Origin of the sequence: Streptomyces sp. NPDC046909 (assembly GCF_040644695.1) — a bacterium.
GTDB lineage: Bacteria > Actinomycetota > Actinomycetes > Streptomycetales > Streptomycetaceae > Streptomyces.
The window spans coordinates 90,224-105,127 of record NZ_JBEYXC010000009.1; the positions used below are offsets into that span (position 1 = coordinate 90,224).

Annotated in this window: 14 protein-coding genes; 8 read left to right on the plus strand and 6 right to left on the minus strand. The window is 70.9% G+C overall.

Annotated features, from left to right (window positions below; translation table 11 throughout):
* Nucleotides 1–28: 28 nt before the first annotated feature.
* The 3 genes from ABZ928_RS28650 to ABZ928_RS28660 form a co-directional block, all read right to left on the minus strand.
* Nucleotides 29–2,542, minus strand: coding sequence for a cellulosome protein (locus ABZ928_RS28650; protein WP_361524901.1), 2,514 nt, complete (start codon nt 2,540–2,542; stop codon nt 29–31).
* A gap of 131 nt (nt 2,543–2,673) precedes the next feature.
* Nucleotides 2,674–3,210, minus strand: coding sequence for a MarR family transcriptional regulator (locus ABZ928_RS28655; RefSeq protein ID WP_361524904.1), 537 nt, complete (start codon nt 3,208–3,210; stop codon nt 2,674–2,676).
* Entirely contained in the window at nt 3,207–4,817 is a 1,611-nt protein-coding gene (locus ABZ928_RS28660; RefSeq protein WP_361524907.1) for an FUSC family protein, read from the minus strand. Before ABZ928_RS28660 ends, ABZ928_RS28655 begins: the two co-directional genes overlap by 4 nt.
* Nucleotides 4,818–4,980: 163 nt before the next feature.
* Between ABZ928_RS28660 and ABZ928_RS28665 the strand changes: the two genes are divergently transcribed.
* The 5 genes from ABZ928_RS28665 to ABZ928_RS28685 all read left to right on the plus strand — a co-directional run bounded on the left by ABZ928_RS28665 (nt 4,981) and on the right by ABZ928_RS28685 (nt 8,865).
* Nucleotides 4,981–5,511: a DUF5134 domain-containing protein gene (locus ABZ928_RS28665; protein ID WP_361524910.1), complete on the plus strand. Its 531-nt coding sequence runs from the start codon at nt 4,981–4,983 to the stop codon at nt 5,509–5,511.
* 107 nt (nt 5,512–5,618) lie between these two features.
* A complete protein-coding gene (locus tag ABZ928_RS28670) occupies nt 5,619–6,554 on the plus strand; it encodes a M56 family metallopeptidase (protein WP_361524912.1) in 936 nt (311 codons plus the stop codon).
* A gap of 56 nt (nt 6,555–6,610) precedes the next feature.
* On the plus strand, nt 6,611–7,306 hold the full coding sequence (locus ABZ928_RS28675) for a phosphatase PAP2 family protein (RefSeq protein ID WP_361524915.1): 696 nt from the start codon (nt 6,611–6,613) through the stop codon (nt 7,304–7,306).
* A gap of 9 nt (nt 7,307–7,315) precedes the next feature.
* Nucleotides 7,316–8,032, plus strand: a complete 717-nt coding sequence (locus ABZ928_RS28680; RefSeq protein ID WP_361524917.1) for an HAD-IA family hydrolase — start codon at nt 7,316–7,318, stop codon at nt 8,030–8,032.
* A gap of 155 nt (nt 8,033–8,187) precedes the next feature.
* Nucleotides 8,188–8,865 carry a helix-turn-helix domain-containing protein gene (locus ABZ928_RS28685; protein ID WP_361524920.1) on the plus strand — a complete coding sequence of 226 codons (678 nt, stop codon included), beginning with the start codon at nt 8,188–8,190 and terminating at the stop codon, nt 8,863–8,865.
* On the opposite strand, the gene ABZ928_RS28690 is transcribed toward ABZ928_RS28685, so the two are convergent.
* A complete protein-coding gene (locus ABZ928_RS28690; RefSeq protein ID WP_361524923.1) occupies nt 8,853–10,352 on the minus strand; it encodes a hypothetical protein in 1,500 nt (499 codons plus the stop codon). The two genes, ABZ928_RS28685 and ABZ928_RS28690, sit on opposite strands and share 13 nt — an antisense overlap.
* Nucleotides 10,353–10,449: 97 nt before the next feature.
* On the opposite strand from ABZ928_RS28690, the gene ABZ928_RS28695 reads away from it, so the two are divergent.
* A complete protein-coding gene (locus tag ABZ928_RS28695) occupies nt 10,450–11,166 on the plus strand; it encodes a DUF305 domain-containing protein (protein WP_361524926.1) in 717 nt (238 codons plus the stop codon).
* Here the strand turns inward: ABZ928_RS28695 and ABZ928_RS28700 are convergent.
* Nucleotides 11,151–11,612: a DUF6214 family protein gene (locus ABZ928_RS28700; protein ID WP_361524928.1), complete on the minus strand. Its 462-nt coding sequence runs from the start codon at nt 11,610–11,612 to the stop codon at nt 11,151–11,153. The genes ABZ928_RS28695 and ABZ928_RS28700 overlap by 16 nt on opposite strands.
* Before the next feature lie 200 nt (nt 11,613–11,812).
* Between ABZ928_RS28700 and ABZ928_RS28705 the strand changes: the two genes are divergently transcribed.
* Both ABZ928_RS28705 and ABZ928_RS28710 read left to right on the plus strand, forming a co-directional pair.
* Nucleotides 11,813–13,207 (plus strand): FAD-dependent oxidoreductase, encoded by a 1,395-nt coding sequence (locus ABZ928_RS28705; RefSeq protein WP_361524931.1) that lies wholly within the window; start codon nt 11,813–11,815, stop codon nt 13,205–13,207.
* Nucleotides 13,204–14,592, plus strand: a complete 1,389-nt coding sequence (locus ABZ928_RS28710) for a nucleobase:cation symporter-2 family protein (RefSeq protein WP_361524934.1) — start codon at nt 13,204–13,206, stop codon at nt 14,590–14,592. The genes ABZ928_RS28705 and ABZ928_RS28710 overlap by 4 nt, the downstream gene beginning before the upstream one ends.
* Here ABZ928_RS28710 and ABZ928_RS28715 read toward each other — a convergent pair.
* Complete coding sequence (locus ABZ928_RS28715) at nt 14,512–14,865, minus strand: helix-turn-helix transcriptional regulator (RefSeq protein ID WP_361524936.1); 354 nt, start codon at nt 14,863–14,865, stop codon at nt 14,512–14,514. The genes ABZ928_RS28710 and ABZ928_RS28715 overlap by 81 nt on opposite strands.
* Nucleotides 14,866–14,904: the final 39 nt, after the last annotated feature.

Sequence of the window (14,904 nt, forward strand, 5' to 3'; positions counted from 1 at the left end):
CCGGAAGCCCCGGTTCGGGAAGCCGTCGTCAGACGAGGGGTGTCACCGTCACCGAGTCGACGACCGGGGCGAAGGCGGAGCGCTGACCGTAGGTGTTCCTGGTGGTGCCGTCGAAGTCGGGGAGCTCGTCCGAGGTGAACGTGACGGTGTTGACGCCCTGTTGGAGGGTGACGGGGACGGCGAGTTGCCAGAAGTTGTTGAAGTGGAAGGTGGTGGGGAAGAGGACCCGCCGCGTCTCGTCCCCGTTGACGGTGAGGTCGGCGTGACGGCAGACCGGGTCCGGATTGTAGTGGGTGCTGGGCGGCTGCTCGCCGTTGGAATAGCGGATGGTCAGCGCGTGGCGAACGGGGCGGTCCGCCGTCACGGTCAGGGTGAGCGCGTTGCCGGGGCCGTGTCCGATGCCGTCGACGGCCTTGCCGCCGGTGGCGTACGAGAAGGCGCCCACCGTCGCGGTGCCGGTGAGCAGTCCCTCCTCCGCCGGGTACGTCGTGGTGGGGAGCAGCCCGAGGGACGGGCCTACGGCGAGATGGTCGAGGGCTAGATTCTCCGAACTCGCGGTCACCGTGAGCTTGTTGACGCCTGCGGCGAGGAAGAGCGGGACTTCGGTGTCCGCAAGCGGTCCGGTCTCCTCGCCGTTGACCGCCAGCAGGCCTTCGCCTCGGTGCGCGACGGTCACCGTGGCTTCTCCGTCGTCGGACGCGTGGACCCAGAAGGTGGCGGTCGCGCCGCGCGGGAGGACCGCGGTGCGGCCACTCACGCGGGCGCCCTCACCGAGGGCCGCGTATACGGCGTCGTACCGGTCGATCGCCTCCCTGTCCCGCAGGACCAGGTCCAGTCGGTCGATGACCGCGTCGCCCCGGGTGGCGCCGAGGTCGGGATCCTGGGCCGCGAGGGTGATCCGGTGCAGCCCCGCGGCGAGTTGGGCCTCGGTGTCGGTGTGGCCCCAGACGGCCCACTTGTAGCCGAGCGGCAGGAGCAGCTCGCGCGGGTCCTCGCCGTCGACGCGCAGGAAGACGTTGGTGGGCCCGTGTTCGCGCACGCCTTCGGCCAGGTTGTGGGAGTTGGTGTACACACGGATGTCGTACGTCCCGTCCCTCGGGACCTCGACGTCGAAGGTGAGCACGCCGTCGGAGCCGGTCCGCAGGCCGCCGACGTGATAGCCGCCCGAGGTGGCGAACTTGTCGACGTCGGCCGGGGATCCCTCGGGGCCGTTCTTCGAGTAGCCACCGCCCGTGTAGGTGGCGTCCTCGGCCTCGTACGTGCGCCGCCAGTCCGCTGATGGCGGCAGTACCACGCCGTCGCCGCCGGGCGACAGGATCAGCTGGTAGGCGGACATCTCGTCGAGGTTGTCCAGGGGCAGGGTCAACCGGCCTTCCGCGACCGTCAGTTCCTCGTCCCGCAGGACCAAAGGCTGCGCGGAGGAGCCCAGTTGGCCCGTCCACGAGATCTCCTGGAGCCGGGCGCGGACGGTCGCCCCAAAGAGGCCGGCCTGCTCCACGACGATCTCGGCCGAGCCGCTCGATCCGCCGAAGAGCACCCGGGCCTGCCGCTTCTCCCGGTCCAGTGTGGCCACGCCCTGGAGCGTGTACTGGACGTTGGGGTGCGGGGCGGTCACCGCGACGGTGGTGCCGGACATCTGGCCGTACGCGTTGAACAGCCACCACTGGCCGTTGGCCTTGTTGGCCTCGACCGCCGAGTCGTTGAGGTTTCCGGCGATGTTCCAGTACGCCATGTCGGCGTCGATCTTGGATTCCTCGATCGCGGAGATCCACTGGATCATCTGGCCGGGGACGGAGAGGTGGTAGTTGTGCGCGTACTCGTTGACGTTGACGGGCAGCGGGCCGATGCCCAACTCCCGTTCCCACTCCCGGTACTTGGCCACGTTCGTACGGACCTCGGCCGGTGACGACAGCTCGTGCCAGGTGATCACGTCGGGCAGGACGTCGTGTTCCTTCGCCCACGCCAGGAAGCCCTTGACCTCGGGGTACAGGATGCAGGTGTTGGGTCCCGCGATACGGGCGTCCGGGTGCAGGTCCTTGATCAGCCGGTACACGTCCCGCCAGGCGGTGAAGTAGTGCTGGGGGTCGGTGTGCCAGGAGGTGCCGTCGTAACTCCACTCCCCGTCGCCGAACATGTTGCCCTCGGGTTCGTTGAACGGGACGTAGACGACGTGGGACTTCAACTCACCTACCGTCAGGACCTGTTCGACCTGCTTGCGGATGCTGTCGACGAAGCCCGCCAGTCGTTCCTCGCCGGTGTCGCCGGGCCACTCGTACGGGAAGCCGCGCAGGATGTCCGGCATGTAGAGGTAGACGTCCTTGCCGCCCGCCGCGACGAAGGACGGCAGGATCTCCAGGGCGTCCGCGCCGGGGTGCTGGGTGCCGTCCTGGGCCTTGGTGGCGACCGTGCGGACGTACATGCCCTCGACGACGGCACGGCTGGGCACACCGTCGCCGTACAGGCCGTAGAGCGTGCCGCTCGCGCCGCCGTGGAAGGGGCCGGTCTCGGTGCCGAGGTCGACGGTGAGCGTTTCGACTGCCACGGCATCCCACTTTCGTTCGGCATCTCGTACGCGATCCGGTGAATCGAACCGAACCTAGGGAGCGGGCGTCGATCACGTCAATGCCGGAGCCGCTTCCGAAACTTCCGAAACGGCTGATCAGAAACGGCTGATCAGACGCGGAGCGCGCCGAGCCGGCCCTCCAGCTGGGTCAGCAACTCGCCGAGGAGGGAGGCGAGTTCGACCTGCTTCTCCCCGTCCAGGACGGACAGCACGGCGGTCTCGTACGCGAGTTGCTCGGGCAGGATCCCGTCGACGAGGTCGCGCCCCGCGTCCGTGAGGCGGAGGTGGGCCACCCGGCGGTCGCGGGTGTCGCCGCGCCGTTCGACCAGGCCGCGCTCGGTGAGGTGCTTGAGGCGCTTGGTGACAGCGGCGCCCGAGGAGAAGGTCTCACGGGCCAGCTCGCCGGGGGTGAGTTCGTGACCGGTGCGGCGGAGCGCGCCGAGCAGGTCGAACTCGGGGCGGCTGAGGCCGGCGCGGCGCAGCGGGGCGTCCTCGGCCTGCTGGAGGAGGGCGGCGGAGCGGTTGATCCGGCCGATGATCTCCATGGGACCGGTGCCGAGGCCTGGATGGACGGCCTGCCACTGCCGGACGACGGCCGCGACGGTGTCCGTCCTCGTTCCGTCTCCCCCGCTGTTCTGCGCCGTCATGGCCGTACGTCCTCCGTCGTCGCGCTGGTCCGTCGTCGTGTCGTCGCGGCGAGCGTACGGTGTCCGGCCTGCTCGGCGAGCACGACCCGCTCCTGGGGCAGGGCACGTTGCCACCACTCGCCGGACGCGGCGTCCACGGTGGCGCGCAGTTCGACGAGGGCGGCTGCCAGGGTGCGGTGGGCCGACTCCAGGGCGGCGGGGGCGGGGTGCGGTGCGGCGAGGAGACGGGCGGTGTGTTCGCGGGCGCGGTCGGCGGCGGTCAGGGCGCGTTCGATGCGGTCGCCGGCCCGCCGGTTGGTGACGGCGATCGCGGCGGCGAAGCCGACCAGGGCGCCGACGACGGTGTCCACCACCCGCTCGGTGATCAGCCGGCCGGGCTCCTGGAAACCGGCGAACTCGGTGATGAGCAGGGCCATCGGGGTCACACAGACGCTGCCGAGCCAGTAGTTGCGGCTGATGAGGGCCTCGGCGCCGAAGTTGAAGGCGAGGCAGCACAGGACGAGGGCGGCCGGGCCGAGGTGGGCGAGCGGGGCCACGGCGGCGAAGAGAAGGACGCCGGCGAGATTGCCGACGACACGCTGGACGCCCCGGCTCCAGGTGAGGGTGAGGTTGGCCTGGTAGAGGGAGGCGGCGGTGACCAGGGCCCAGTAGGGGCGGCCGACGCCGAGGGCCAGGGAGGCGTATCCGGCGAGGGCGCAACCGAGGGCGGTGCGGGCGGCGAGCGGGGCCAGGGGGCCGAGCCGGTGCCACAACGGGGCGCTTTCGAGGCTGAGTTCGGCGTCGATGCCGAGCAGTTCGCCGTGGTCCTCGGTCCTCGGGACCGGTCCGTTGCCGCGCAGGTCGCGCGCCCAGGTCCGCAGTCGTTCCGGGTCGGTGTCGGCGGGGGCGGCGAGGGCGATCTCGGCGCGCACGACGAGGCGGTCGAGGGCGCGGCGGGCCTCGGTGCGGGCGCCGGCGGAGAGCAGTGCCTGCCAGGCGGCCTGGACGGCGGCGGCCGCGGCGGCCCGGGCGCGGGGGTCGTCGGGCCACTCGGCGCACGCGGCGGCGGTGCGCAGGGCGTGGGCGGTGGCCCGGCGTTCCGGGCCGTGCGGGCGGACCAGGCCGGGGGCCATGCCGACGAGCCAGGCCCAGACACCGGCCCCGGCGGCGAGGTCCAGATGGCCGGGGACCTGGGCGAGGGCCTGCGGGGCGAAGAGGGCGGCGGAGCTGATGAAGGTGAAGATCACATTGCCGGGCGGGCCGATGCGGGTCGCGTCGCACAGCGCCTTCTGGGCCGCGGCGAGGAGGGCGCCGACGGTGACCAGCGCGACGGCACTGGTAGTGAGCGAGGCGGCTACGAGGGCCGCGGCGAGGCTCCCGAGCATGCCGAGCACGACCCAGGCGAGGGCGCGGGCCCGGGCGGCGTAGGGGCGGTTGTGGGCGTAGAGGGCGCACAGGGACCCGGCCATCGTGTACATCGCCAGGTCGAGGCGGCCGAGGGCCAGCAGGGTCAGATTGGGCGGGGCGACGGCGACGACCACGCTCAGGGCGGGCTTGAACCAGATGTCCGAGGGGCGGCCGACGCGGAGCACGCCGGCGAGGGGAAGTCGTGGAGTCGCACTGCTCATACCTATGAGATTAGCAGGTGTTTTACTCGTGAAGGATATTTCCACCCGCTCCATGACCTGCTGTGCTCCGTCGAATGCTCCCCGTGTACACCCCTGCGCCTGCGTGCGCGCCACGGTGCCGGGGCATCGCATCCCTGACCGACCGTCGAGCGGGGAGGTGCGTGTGCACGGACCGGCTTCGCCCGGCTGGCTGCTGGTGGCGCTGTGTGCGGCGACCGGGGCCTACTGCCTGCTGCGGATGCGCAGCGACGTCGAGGAGCAGCGCCGCGCGGCGGGCGGCGAGGCACTCATGGGCTTCGGGATGGCCGCGATGGCCGTACCGGCGGCGGTGTTCACTCCCCCGTCGTGGGCCTGGTCGCTCTACGCCGTCGTGTTCGGCGCGGCGGCCGTACGGGCCCTGTGGGCGGCCCGCGCGAGCGCCCACCATCTGCACCACCTCGTGGGAGCTTCGGCCATGGTCTACATGGCGGTGGTGATGGCGGCCTCGCCCGGGCATCACGCGGGCGGCGGCATCCCGCCGCTGACCGGGGTCCTGCTCCTCTACTTCGTGGGATACGTCCTGCTGTCCGGGGTCCGGCTGGTGCCCGTGACCGCCGGGGGCGGGACCGTCGGCTGGGGGGACCGGCCGGAGCTGGCGCGGGCGTGCCGGCTGTCGATGGGGATCGCGATGGTGGCGATGCTGGTGACCCTCTGATGCCCCTCTGAACGCCTCCGCGGACGCTCTCAACGCCCGCGTGTCCTGCGTCACTTTGCCGCGGCGGCCCGTACCCCTGGGCGGTACGCCGCTCATAGGGTGCTCCCATGATGGTCCCCGCGGCACTGTTGCTGCTCGGCGCCCTGACCGCCGTCGCCGCCCCACGGCTGCTCGCCCGGGCCGACTGGGTGGACCGTGAACCGGTGGTCGCCCTGTGGGTGTGGCAGTGCGCGGTGGCGGCCGTCCTGCTGTGCTGCGCGCTGTCGATGACACTCAGCGCGGCGGCCGCCTGGCAGGCGGTGCGCGGGCAGGTCTTCGCCCCGGCACCGAGCGGGGTCGTGGAGGCGTACGCGCTGGGCACGGGCGGCACTTGGGCCGCGACGACCGCGGTGACGCTCGCCCTGGGCGGGGTGTGGACCGGCGCGATGCTGGTCCGCGAGGTCGTACGGGCGCGGGCGCGACGTCGGTCGCGCAGGGCCGAACTCCTCGTACGGGCCCCGCTGTTGCCCGGCGAGGAGAGCGGTGCCGGGCGGCTGACGGTTCTGGAGGGTGAGCGCCCTGACGCCTGGTGGCTGCCGGGGGCAGCGCCCCAACTGGTCGTCACCACGGCCGCGTTGCGGCGCCTCAAGGGGCGGCAGCTGGACGCGCTGCTGGCGCACGAGGAGGGGCACGCCAAGGCCCGGCACGACTGGCTGCTGCACTGCTCGGCGGCGCTCGCGGGCGGGTTCCCGCAGGTGCCGGTGTTCGCCGCGTTCCGTACCGAGATGCACCGGCTCGTCGAACTCGCCGCCGACGACATGGCCTCCCGCCGCTTCGGACGCCTCACGACGGCGCTCGCGCTGGTCGAACTCAACGAGGACCGCGGTGTGTTCGGCCCTGGCGCGGACCCGCACGCGCATGTGCCGCCTCGGGTGCACCGGTTGCTCACTCCCCCGGACCGGCTCACCGCGGCACGGCGGCTGCGGCTGACGGCCATGGCGGCGCTGGTGCCGGTGGTTCCGGTGCTGGTGGCGTTCGTGCCGGGGCTGCGGGCGCTCGGTTAGTCGGGAACGGAGGGCGGGATTCGCCTCCTGCCCCACCGGTCGGCGAGGATCGAAGTATGCACTCCCCGCCCGTCGACGCCCCGCCCCGTCCCGAGGCTCAGCGCACCGCCGTCCGCTCGGCCGGTGTCCTGGCCCTGTGCTCCGTCCTGCTGCTCACGCTCGTGGCGGTCCGGTGGCACCCCCTGATGAGCGTCGACGGGGACATCGCGCGCACCACCCACCGCTGGGCGGTCGACGAGGACGGCGTCACCCACGCGTTCCGGATCCTGACGGACTGGGTGTGGGACCCGTGGACGATGCGACTGCTGTGCGCGGTGGTCGCGGTGTGGCTGCTGTGGCGGCGTTCGGCCTGGTGGACGGCCGCATGGCTGGCGGTCACCTGCGCCGTGGGCACGATCCTCCAGCAGTCGCTGAAGGCCGCCGTCGACCGCCAGCGCCCGGTCTGGCCGGATCCGGTCGACTCGGCCCACTTCGCGGCGTACCCCTCGGGCCACGCCATGACCGCGACGGTCGTCTGCGGCCTCCTCCTCTGGCTGCTCCACCACTACGGCGCCCCCCGCGTCCTCTTCCGCACGGCCCTGGCCGTCTCGGCCGTCTCCGTCCTCGGCGTCGGCCTGACCCGCATCTGGCTCGGCGTCCACTGGACCTCGGACGTCGTGGGCGGGTGGCTGCTGGGGGCGCTGGTGGTGGCCCTGGCGGTGGCGGTGCACGGACACCGGAACGCACCGGTCGACCGGGAACCCGACTCGTAGGATCTCCGCATGATCGCTGTGCTGTTCGACTTCTCCGGGACCCTGTTCCGTATCGAGTCCACCGAGTCCTGGCTGCGCGGGACGCTCACCGAGGCCGGAATCACCCTGTCCGAGGCGGAGATCGCCGGGACCGCGAAGGCCCTGGAGGCGGCGGGCGCGCTGCCGGGCGGGGCGAATCCGCTGCGTGTGCCCGACGAGCTGGCCGGCCTGTGGGCGACCCGGGACGAGAGCGCCGAGCTGCACCGGGCGACCTACACCGGGCTCTCCCGGCAGGTGCCGCTGCCCGACCCGCGGCTGCACGACCATCTCTACGACCGGCACAGGTCCCCCGCCGCGTGGCAGCCCTATCCGGACACCGCCGAGGTGCTGCGGACCCTGCGGGAGAACGGGATCCGCGTCGGCGTCGTGAGCAACATCGGGTGGGATCTGCGGCCGGTGTTCCGGGAGCACGGGATCGACCCGTATGTCGACGCGTACGTGCTGTCGTACGAGCACGGCATGCAGAAGCCCGACCCGCGGCTGTTCGCAGCCGCCTGCGAGAGCCTCCGGGCGGATCCGGCCAGGACGCTGATGGTCGGTGACGACCGGCGGGCCGACGGCGGTGCGGCCGCGCTCGGGTGCGGGGTGCACTTCGTGGAGCATCTGCCGGTGGCCGAGCGGCCGGACGGACTGCTGCCGGTGCTGGATCTCGTGAACGGGGTACGGAAGGACATCGCCGCCCAGTAGCCTCAGGCCACCATCGGGGCGGGAAGACCCGCCCACCCTGGACGATCCCCCGCGTCGCCCAGGGCAGACGGCAGCCCCGACCAGCGGCTTTCCTCGGCCGGTCCGGACGCGTTGAGTATAGTTGGCTGATAGCCAGTCAACGCAGGAGTTACAGCATGTCCCCGCGCAGCGCCTCGGTCAATGAAGAGTTGCGGCGGCGTTCCCGGGAGCGGCTTCTCCAGGCGGCGGTCGAGCTGGTCTCCGAGCACGGGTACGAGTCGACGACGCTCGGCGACATCGCGGACCGGGCGGGCTCGGCGCGTGGGCTGGTCTCGTACTATTTCCCCGGCAAGCGCCAGCTCGTGCAGTCCGCCGTGCACCGGCTGATGAACCGCACGCTGGAGGAGGCGCTGGAGCGGGAGCCGCACACCGAGGACGGCCAGGAGCGGATGGCGCGGGCCATCGACGCCATCCTGGGGCTGGCGCGCAGCCGGCCCGTGCTGATGCGGCAGCACATGGCGGGGCTGCTCCAGGCCGAGGGGTTCATGCCGTGCGCGGAGCAGCGGCGGCTGGCCGAGCTGCTGCGGGACACCGTCGGCCGCTACGGCTCCGAGGACGTCGACGCCGACTATCCGATGCTGCGCGCCCTGCTCATGGGCTCGGTCTACGCCGCTCTGGTGCCCGGCGCCCCGATGCCCATCCGGGTGCTGCGGGCCGAGCTGTTCAAGCGCTACCGCCTCGACTGGGAACTGGGCGTCCCGCCGGACGCCGAGGAGGCGTCCGGCGGGACGGCCGACACGGATCTGTCGCGGTTCTTCGCGACCGGGACCGTGCCGGAGGGTCAGTCGAAGTAGTCCGGCTGCGTCTGCACGTTGAGTTCGTGCGCCCGCACCCACTTCGCCGGGTCCGTGCGCCGGTCCTTGATCTTCAGGACGTCGAAGCCCTTGGCGATGTCGTTCGAGTAGATGTAGCCGTTGTAGTAGTACGCCGACCAGGAGCCGCCGACCGTGATGGCGTCGGTGGTCAGCGGGCCGCGCTCGAAGTAGGCGATCTCCTTGGGCTTCGAGGAGTCGGTGAACTCCCAGACGGAGACGCCGCCCTGGTACCAGGCCTGGACCATGATGTCCCTGCCCTTGACCGGGATCAGCGAGCCGTTGTGGGCCACGCAGTTCTCGGTGTCGGCCTGGTAGCGGGGGATCTTGTAGTAGCTGCGGAAGACGAGCTTGCGCGCGTCGCCCTTGCCGACGATGTCGTAGATGCCGTCGGCGCCCCGGTTCGGGCCGGTCGCCGCGTTGCAGGTGGCGCCGACACCGCCGCCCAGCTCATCGGTGAACACGACCTTGTTCGCCTTCTGGTTGAAGGTCGCCGAGTGCCAGAACGCGAAGTTGACGTTGTCCTGGACGCGGTCGATGACCTTCGGGTTCTCCGGGTCCTTGATGGAGAACAGGATGCCGTCGCCCATGCAGGCGCCCGCCGCCAGGTCCTTCGAGGGCAGCACCGTGATGTCGTGGCAGCCGGTGGTCTTGGCGACGCCGGGGTTGGTGGGCGAGCCCGGGTTGCCGCCGCCGTCCGGGCCGTCACCGGGGAAGAGCACCGGGAAGCTCACGACCGCGGCCTTCTCGGGGGCGCCGCGCGGCACCTTGATGACGGAGATGCCGTCGTGCGGCGGCTGGCAGTCGGGGTAGGCGGCGTTGGGCGAGTACGAGGAGACGTAGACGTAGACGTTCTTGCGCTCCGGCACCAGCGTGTGGGTGTGCGAGCCGCACGCGGTCTCGACGGCGGCGACGTACTTGGGGTTCGTCTTGTCGCTGATGTCGAAGACCTTGATGCCCTCCCAGGAGGACTTCTCGGTCGCGGGCTGCGTGGTGCTGTTGCAGCTGTTGTCGGTGCGCGAGGAGTCGGTCGACAGGAAGAGCAGGTTGCCGGAGACCGATATGTCGTTCTGCGAACCGGGACACAGGACCTGGGAAACGGTCTTCGGTGCCTTCGGGTCGCTGATGTCGTAGATGACGAAGCCGTCGAAGTTGCCGGAGAAGGCGTACTTGCCCTGGAACGCCAGGTCGGAGTTGAGACTCGCCAGTGCCTTGGGCGAGTTGGCGAGGTGTTCGATGTTGGCGGAGTGGACGATCTCGTCCTGGCCGGGTATCTCGCCGTCGGCCAACGCGGCCCGGACCTCGGCCTCGGTGCTCTCGGACACCGCCTTTCCGGTGTTCGAGCCGTCCCCCGGGTCGGGGGTCGCGGCCGCCGGTCCCGCCGACAGCAGTGCGGCCAGGAGTCCGGCCGCGGCCGTGGCAACTCCCAGTCGTCTGTGCCGCGTTCGGGGATTCCTCAACAGGATCACTGTTTCCTCCCTAGTTCCGTTCGTCTCAGAACGGTTCACGCACCACCGAAGTATTGTCTTGACCATGCACATACCAACAGGGGGCAACAAGATCGCAATGAAGTTTTTCGCCCCGGTAGCCCTAACCACCGTCGCGGTGCTGGGACTTGGGGCCTGCGACGCGGGCTCGGAGGACCGACCGGCGGCGAGCGGACCGTCGGTGATCGTGCCGGGCGCGCCCGGCGAGGCGAACCGCACCCTGTCCGCCGAAGAGGCCGCGGACCAGCGCGCCGAGGACGACTCCCCCAACTCGGCGGACGTGTCGTACGCCCGGCAGATGATCCAGCACCATCAGCAGGCCCTGGAACTGACCGAACTCGCCCCGGACCGCGCCGAGTCCACTCAGGTCAAGAAGCTCGCCGAGCGGATCGCGGCGGCGCAGGGGCCGGAGATCACGGCCATGGAGAGCTGGCTGAAGTCGTACGGCAAGGCCGTGGAGGACGACGAGGGCGCGGCGCACGACCACGCCTCGATGCCCGGGATGGCCACCGAGGCGCAGATCGAGAAGTTGCGCGCGGCCAAGGGGAAGGCGTTCGACCAGCTCTTCCTCACCCTGATGATCACCCACCACGAGGGGGCGATCACCATGGCCACGGAGGTGAAGGGGCAGGGCAACAACATCCGGATCGAGGAGATGGCCGACGACGTGGTCGCCCAGCAGACGGCCGAGATCAGCCGGATGCAGAACATGCGGTATCGATCGGCGAGAGACGAGGGAGAGGCGAGGGCAAGACGAGGGAAAGGCGCCAACCGCCTTGCTCAGCGCCGGGCGTGACGCGGCGCCAGGAAACCGGCGTCGCGGGCCTGCGCGATCATCCTGAGCGACTTGCGACGGCTGTGCCCGGTCGCGCACATCACCGCGAGCACCGGATCCGCGCCGTCCTCCTGGGCCGCGCGGTACTCCTGCGCGACCAGCCAGCGGCCCTCGACCCCGCGCGGCCACGCGGGCCGGGCCCGGCGCCCACCGGCGGGCTCCTCCTCGTCGGGCTCGGGCGCCACACCGCAGGCCTCGAAGAGCGGCCCCTCGATCCAGTCGGCGAGCACCGCGAGGTCGTCGAGACAGAGCGCGGGCTGGGCCCGGACGTCCTCCAGGGAGACATGCCCGTCGGCCACCACGGCGAGTGCGTCGACCCGGGCGCCGTCCGTGAAGGCAAGCCGGACGTTGAACCACGAGGTCGCGCCCTCGCTCTCCTGCACTTCCCACGCGGGCCACACGGACACGGCACCGTCCGTCGGGCAACGATCAGAAAGATTAAGAAACGATGCTTCTAGCACACACGCAAAGTAACCGCATGATCACTTTCCATACCAACGGACACGCGCCCCCGGGTGCGTACAGCACCCTGTCAGCGCAGCAGCGACGGTGCGATGCTGGAGACATCAGCGATCTCCTCTGATCCCCTCGGGTAAGGAGCACCGCCGTGCTTCGTGTCGCCGTCGTCGGCTCCGGGCCGAGCGGGTGCTACACCGCCCAGAGCCTCGTCCAGCTCGACCCCTCGGTACGCGTCGACGTCCTGGACCGGCTGCCGTGCCCGTACGGACTCGTGCGCTACGGCGTGGCACCGGACCACGAGAAGATCAAGTCCCTCCAGAACAATCTGCGCACCGTGCTGGAACACGAACGGGTGCGCTTCCTCGGCGGCGTCCGGGTCGGCGGGGACGGAGTGCCGGCCGCCCGCCTGCGGGAGCTGTACCACGCGGTCGTGTACTGCGTCGGCGCCGCCACCGACCGCCACCTGGGCATTCCCGGCGAGGATCTGCCGGGCAGCTGGTCGGCGACCGAGTTCGTCTCCTGGTACAGCGCCCACCCCGACGCCGTCGACGACGGTTTCGTACGCGGCGCCCGCTCGGCGGTGGTCATCGGCGTCGGCAACGTAGCGGTCGACGTGGCCCGCATGCTGGCCCGCGGCGCGGCGGAACTGAGCCCCACCGACATGCCCCAGGCGGCCTTCGACGCCCTGGCGGCGAGCCGGGTGAACGAGGTCCACATGGTGGGCCGCCGCGGCCCGTCCCAGGCCCGCTTCACCACGAAGGAACTGCGCGAGCTGGGCGGCCTGCCGGATGCCGAAGTGACCGTGGATCCGGAGGAGTTGGCACTGGACCCGGCGTACCTGGACCCCGCTGGACTGCCTGCCCCCCAGCGCCGCAATGTGGAGGTACTACGGGGCTGGGCCGAAACCCCCGGGCGATCCGCCGCGCGCCGCATCCATCTGCGCTTCTTCCTCCGCCCCGCCGAACTGCTCGCCTCGGAGGGACGAGTGGCCGGGGTCCGCTTCGAACGAACGGCACCGGACGGACAGGGCGGAGTGACCGGCACGGGCCAGTACGAGGACATCCCGGCCCAGCTGGTGCTGCGGTCGGTGGGATATCGCGGGGTGCCCCTGGAGGGACTGCCGTTCGACGAGACGACCGGTACGGTGCCGAATCTCGCGGGGCGCGTGCTGCGCGAGGGGGTCGTCGCGCCGGGTGAGTACGTGGCCGGCTGGATCAAGCGGGGCCCTACGGGCGTCATCGGCACGAACCGGCCGTGCGCGAAGGAGACGGTGACGTCGCTGCTGGAGGACGCGGGGAGTCTCGTATGCGAAGGCCTGACCGCTGATCCGCTGGTGGCGTTGCGGGCGGATGGGGTCAGGCCGGTGGAGTGGGCGGGTTGGCGCGCGATCGAGCGCGCGGAGGCGGAGCTGGGGGCATCACTGGGCAGAGGGGTGGTGAAGCTCCCCGACTGGCAGTCCCTGATGACCGCCGCACACGGAAACGAAGCAGCAACGCCCCAGAAATCAACAAACTGTTCAAGGAGCCTACGGTCCCCCACATGACGACAACCGCTCCGGTACACCCCGTAGACGAAGTCCCACCCGCTCGCCAACTGGCAGCCTTCGGCCTCCAACACGTCCTCGCGATGTACGCCGGAGCCGTGGCCGTCCCCTTGATCGTCGGCAGCGCGATGAAACTGTCGCCCGCCGACCTCGCCTACCTCATCACCGCCGACCTCCTGGTGTGCGGCATCGCGACGCTGATCCAGTGCATAGGCTTCTGGCGCTTCGGCGTGCGGCTCCCCATCATGCAGGGCTGTACGTTCGCCGCCGTGTCCCCCATGGTCCTGATCGGTACCACCGGCGGCGGACTCCCCGCGATCTACGGCTCGGTGATCGTCGCGGGACTCGCGATCATGCTGCTTGCACCGGTGTTCGGAAAGCTGCTGCGCTTCTTCCCGCCCCTCGTCACCGGCACCGTGATCCTGATCATCGGCCTCTCCCTGCTCCCGGTCGCGGGCAACTGGGCGGCGGGCGGGGTCGGTTCACCGGAGTTCGGGGAGCCGAAGAACCTGGGGCTCGCCGGGTTCGTACTCGTCGTCGTCCTCGCCGTACAGCGCTTCGCGCCCGCCTTCCTGAGCCGGATCGCGGTGCTGATCGGCATCGTGGTGGGACTCGCGGTGGCCGTGCCGTTCGGGTTCACGGACTTCGACGGGGTCGGTGACGCGGACTGGCTCGGGATCAGTACGCCGTTCCACTTCGGCGCGCCCACCTTCGAGGCGTCGGCGATCGCGTCGATGCTGGTCGTGGCGCTGGTGACGATGACCGAGACGACCGGTGACCTGATCGCGGTCGGCGAGATGACGGACCGCAAGGTCGAGCCGCGCTCGCTCGCGGACGGTCTGCGCGCCGACGGTCTGTCCACCGTCCTCGGCGGTGTCTTCAACACCTTCCCCTACACGGCGTACGCCCAGAACGTCGGCCTCGTCGGGATGACCCGGGTCCGCAGCCGCTGGGTCGTGGCGACGGCGGGCGGCATCCTCGTGCTGCTCGGCCTGCTGCCGAAGCTGGGCGCGGTGGTGGCCGCGATTCCGGCGCCGGTGCTGGGCGGTGCGGGTCTGGTGATGTTCGGGACGGTCGCGGCGAGCGGGCTGCGGACGCTGGCGCAGGTCGACTTCAAGGGCAACAACAACCTGACGGTGGTGGCCGTCTCGGTGGCGATGGGCATGCTGCCGGTCGGGGTGCCGACGGTGTACGAGAAGTTCCCCGACTGGTTCCAGACGGTGATGAACAGCGGTATCAGCGCGGGCTGTCTGACGGCGATCGTGCTGAACCTGCTGTTCAACCACCTTCCCTCGAAGTCCGGTTCAGGCGCTCCCGAGCCGGATGTCCTGCCGGCCGGCGGCGCCGAGGAGGGCGTCGAGAAGTCCCGGGAAGAGGTCGTCTAGGTCGTCCTTGCGCAGGCCGTTCATCTTGGCCGTGCCCCGGTAGATCTGCCGGATCACCCCCGCCTCGCGCAGCACCCGGAAGTGGTGCGTGCTCGTGGACTTGGTGACCGGCAGCTCGAACTGCGAACACGTGAGCTCGTCGCCGACGGCGGCGAGCTCTCGCACGATCTGGAGCCGCATCGGGTCGGAGAGCGCGTGCAGGATCGGCTCCAGCCGGATCTCCTCGCGCGCCGGGTGCGGGAGGACACGGCTGCTGACGGCGGGGGAGGTCACGGCGGCTCCACTTCTTCGGGAACCCTCATTGTACGAAGG

Excerpts from the sequence above, each read along its gene's own strand:
- ABZ928_RS28695 (WP_361524926.1), top strand. The coding sequence starts at position 10,450 with ATGAAGTTTTTCGCCCCGGTAGCCCTAACCACCGTCGCGGTGCTGGGA.
- ABZ928_RS28660 (WP_361524907.1), bottom strand. The coding sequence starts at position 4,817 with ATGAGCAGTGCGACTCCACGACTTCCCCTCGCCGGCGTGCTCCGCGTC.
- ABZ928_RS28710 (WP_361524934.1), top strand. The coding sequence starts at position 13,204 with ATGACGACAACCGCTCCGGTACACCCCGTAGACGAAGTCCCACCCGCT.
- ABZ928_RS28670 (WP_361524912.1), top strand. The coding sequence starts at position 5,619 with ATGATGGTCCCCGCGGCACTGTTGCTGCTCGGCGCCCTGACCGCCGTC.
- ABZ928_RS28680 (WP_361524917.1), top strand. The coding sequence starts at position 7,316 with ATGATCGCTGTGCTGTTCGACTTCTCCGGGACCCTGTTCCGTATCGAG.
- ABZ928_RS28655 (WP_361524904.1), bottom strand. The coding sequence starts at position 3,210 with ATGACGGCGCAGAACAGCGGGGGAGACGGAACGAGGACGGACACCGTC.
- ABZ928_RS28685 (WP_361524920.1), top strand. The coding sequence starts at position 8,188 with ATGTCCCCGCGCAGCGCCTCGGTCAATGAAGAGTTGCGGCGGCGTTCC.
- ABZ928_RS28675 (WP_361524915.1), top strand. The coding sequence starts at position 6,611 with ATGCACTCCCCGCCCGTCGACGCCCCGCCCCGTCCCGAGGCTCAGCGC.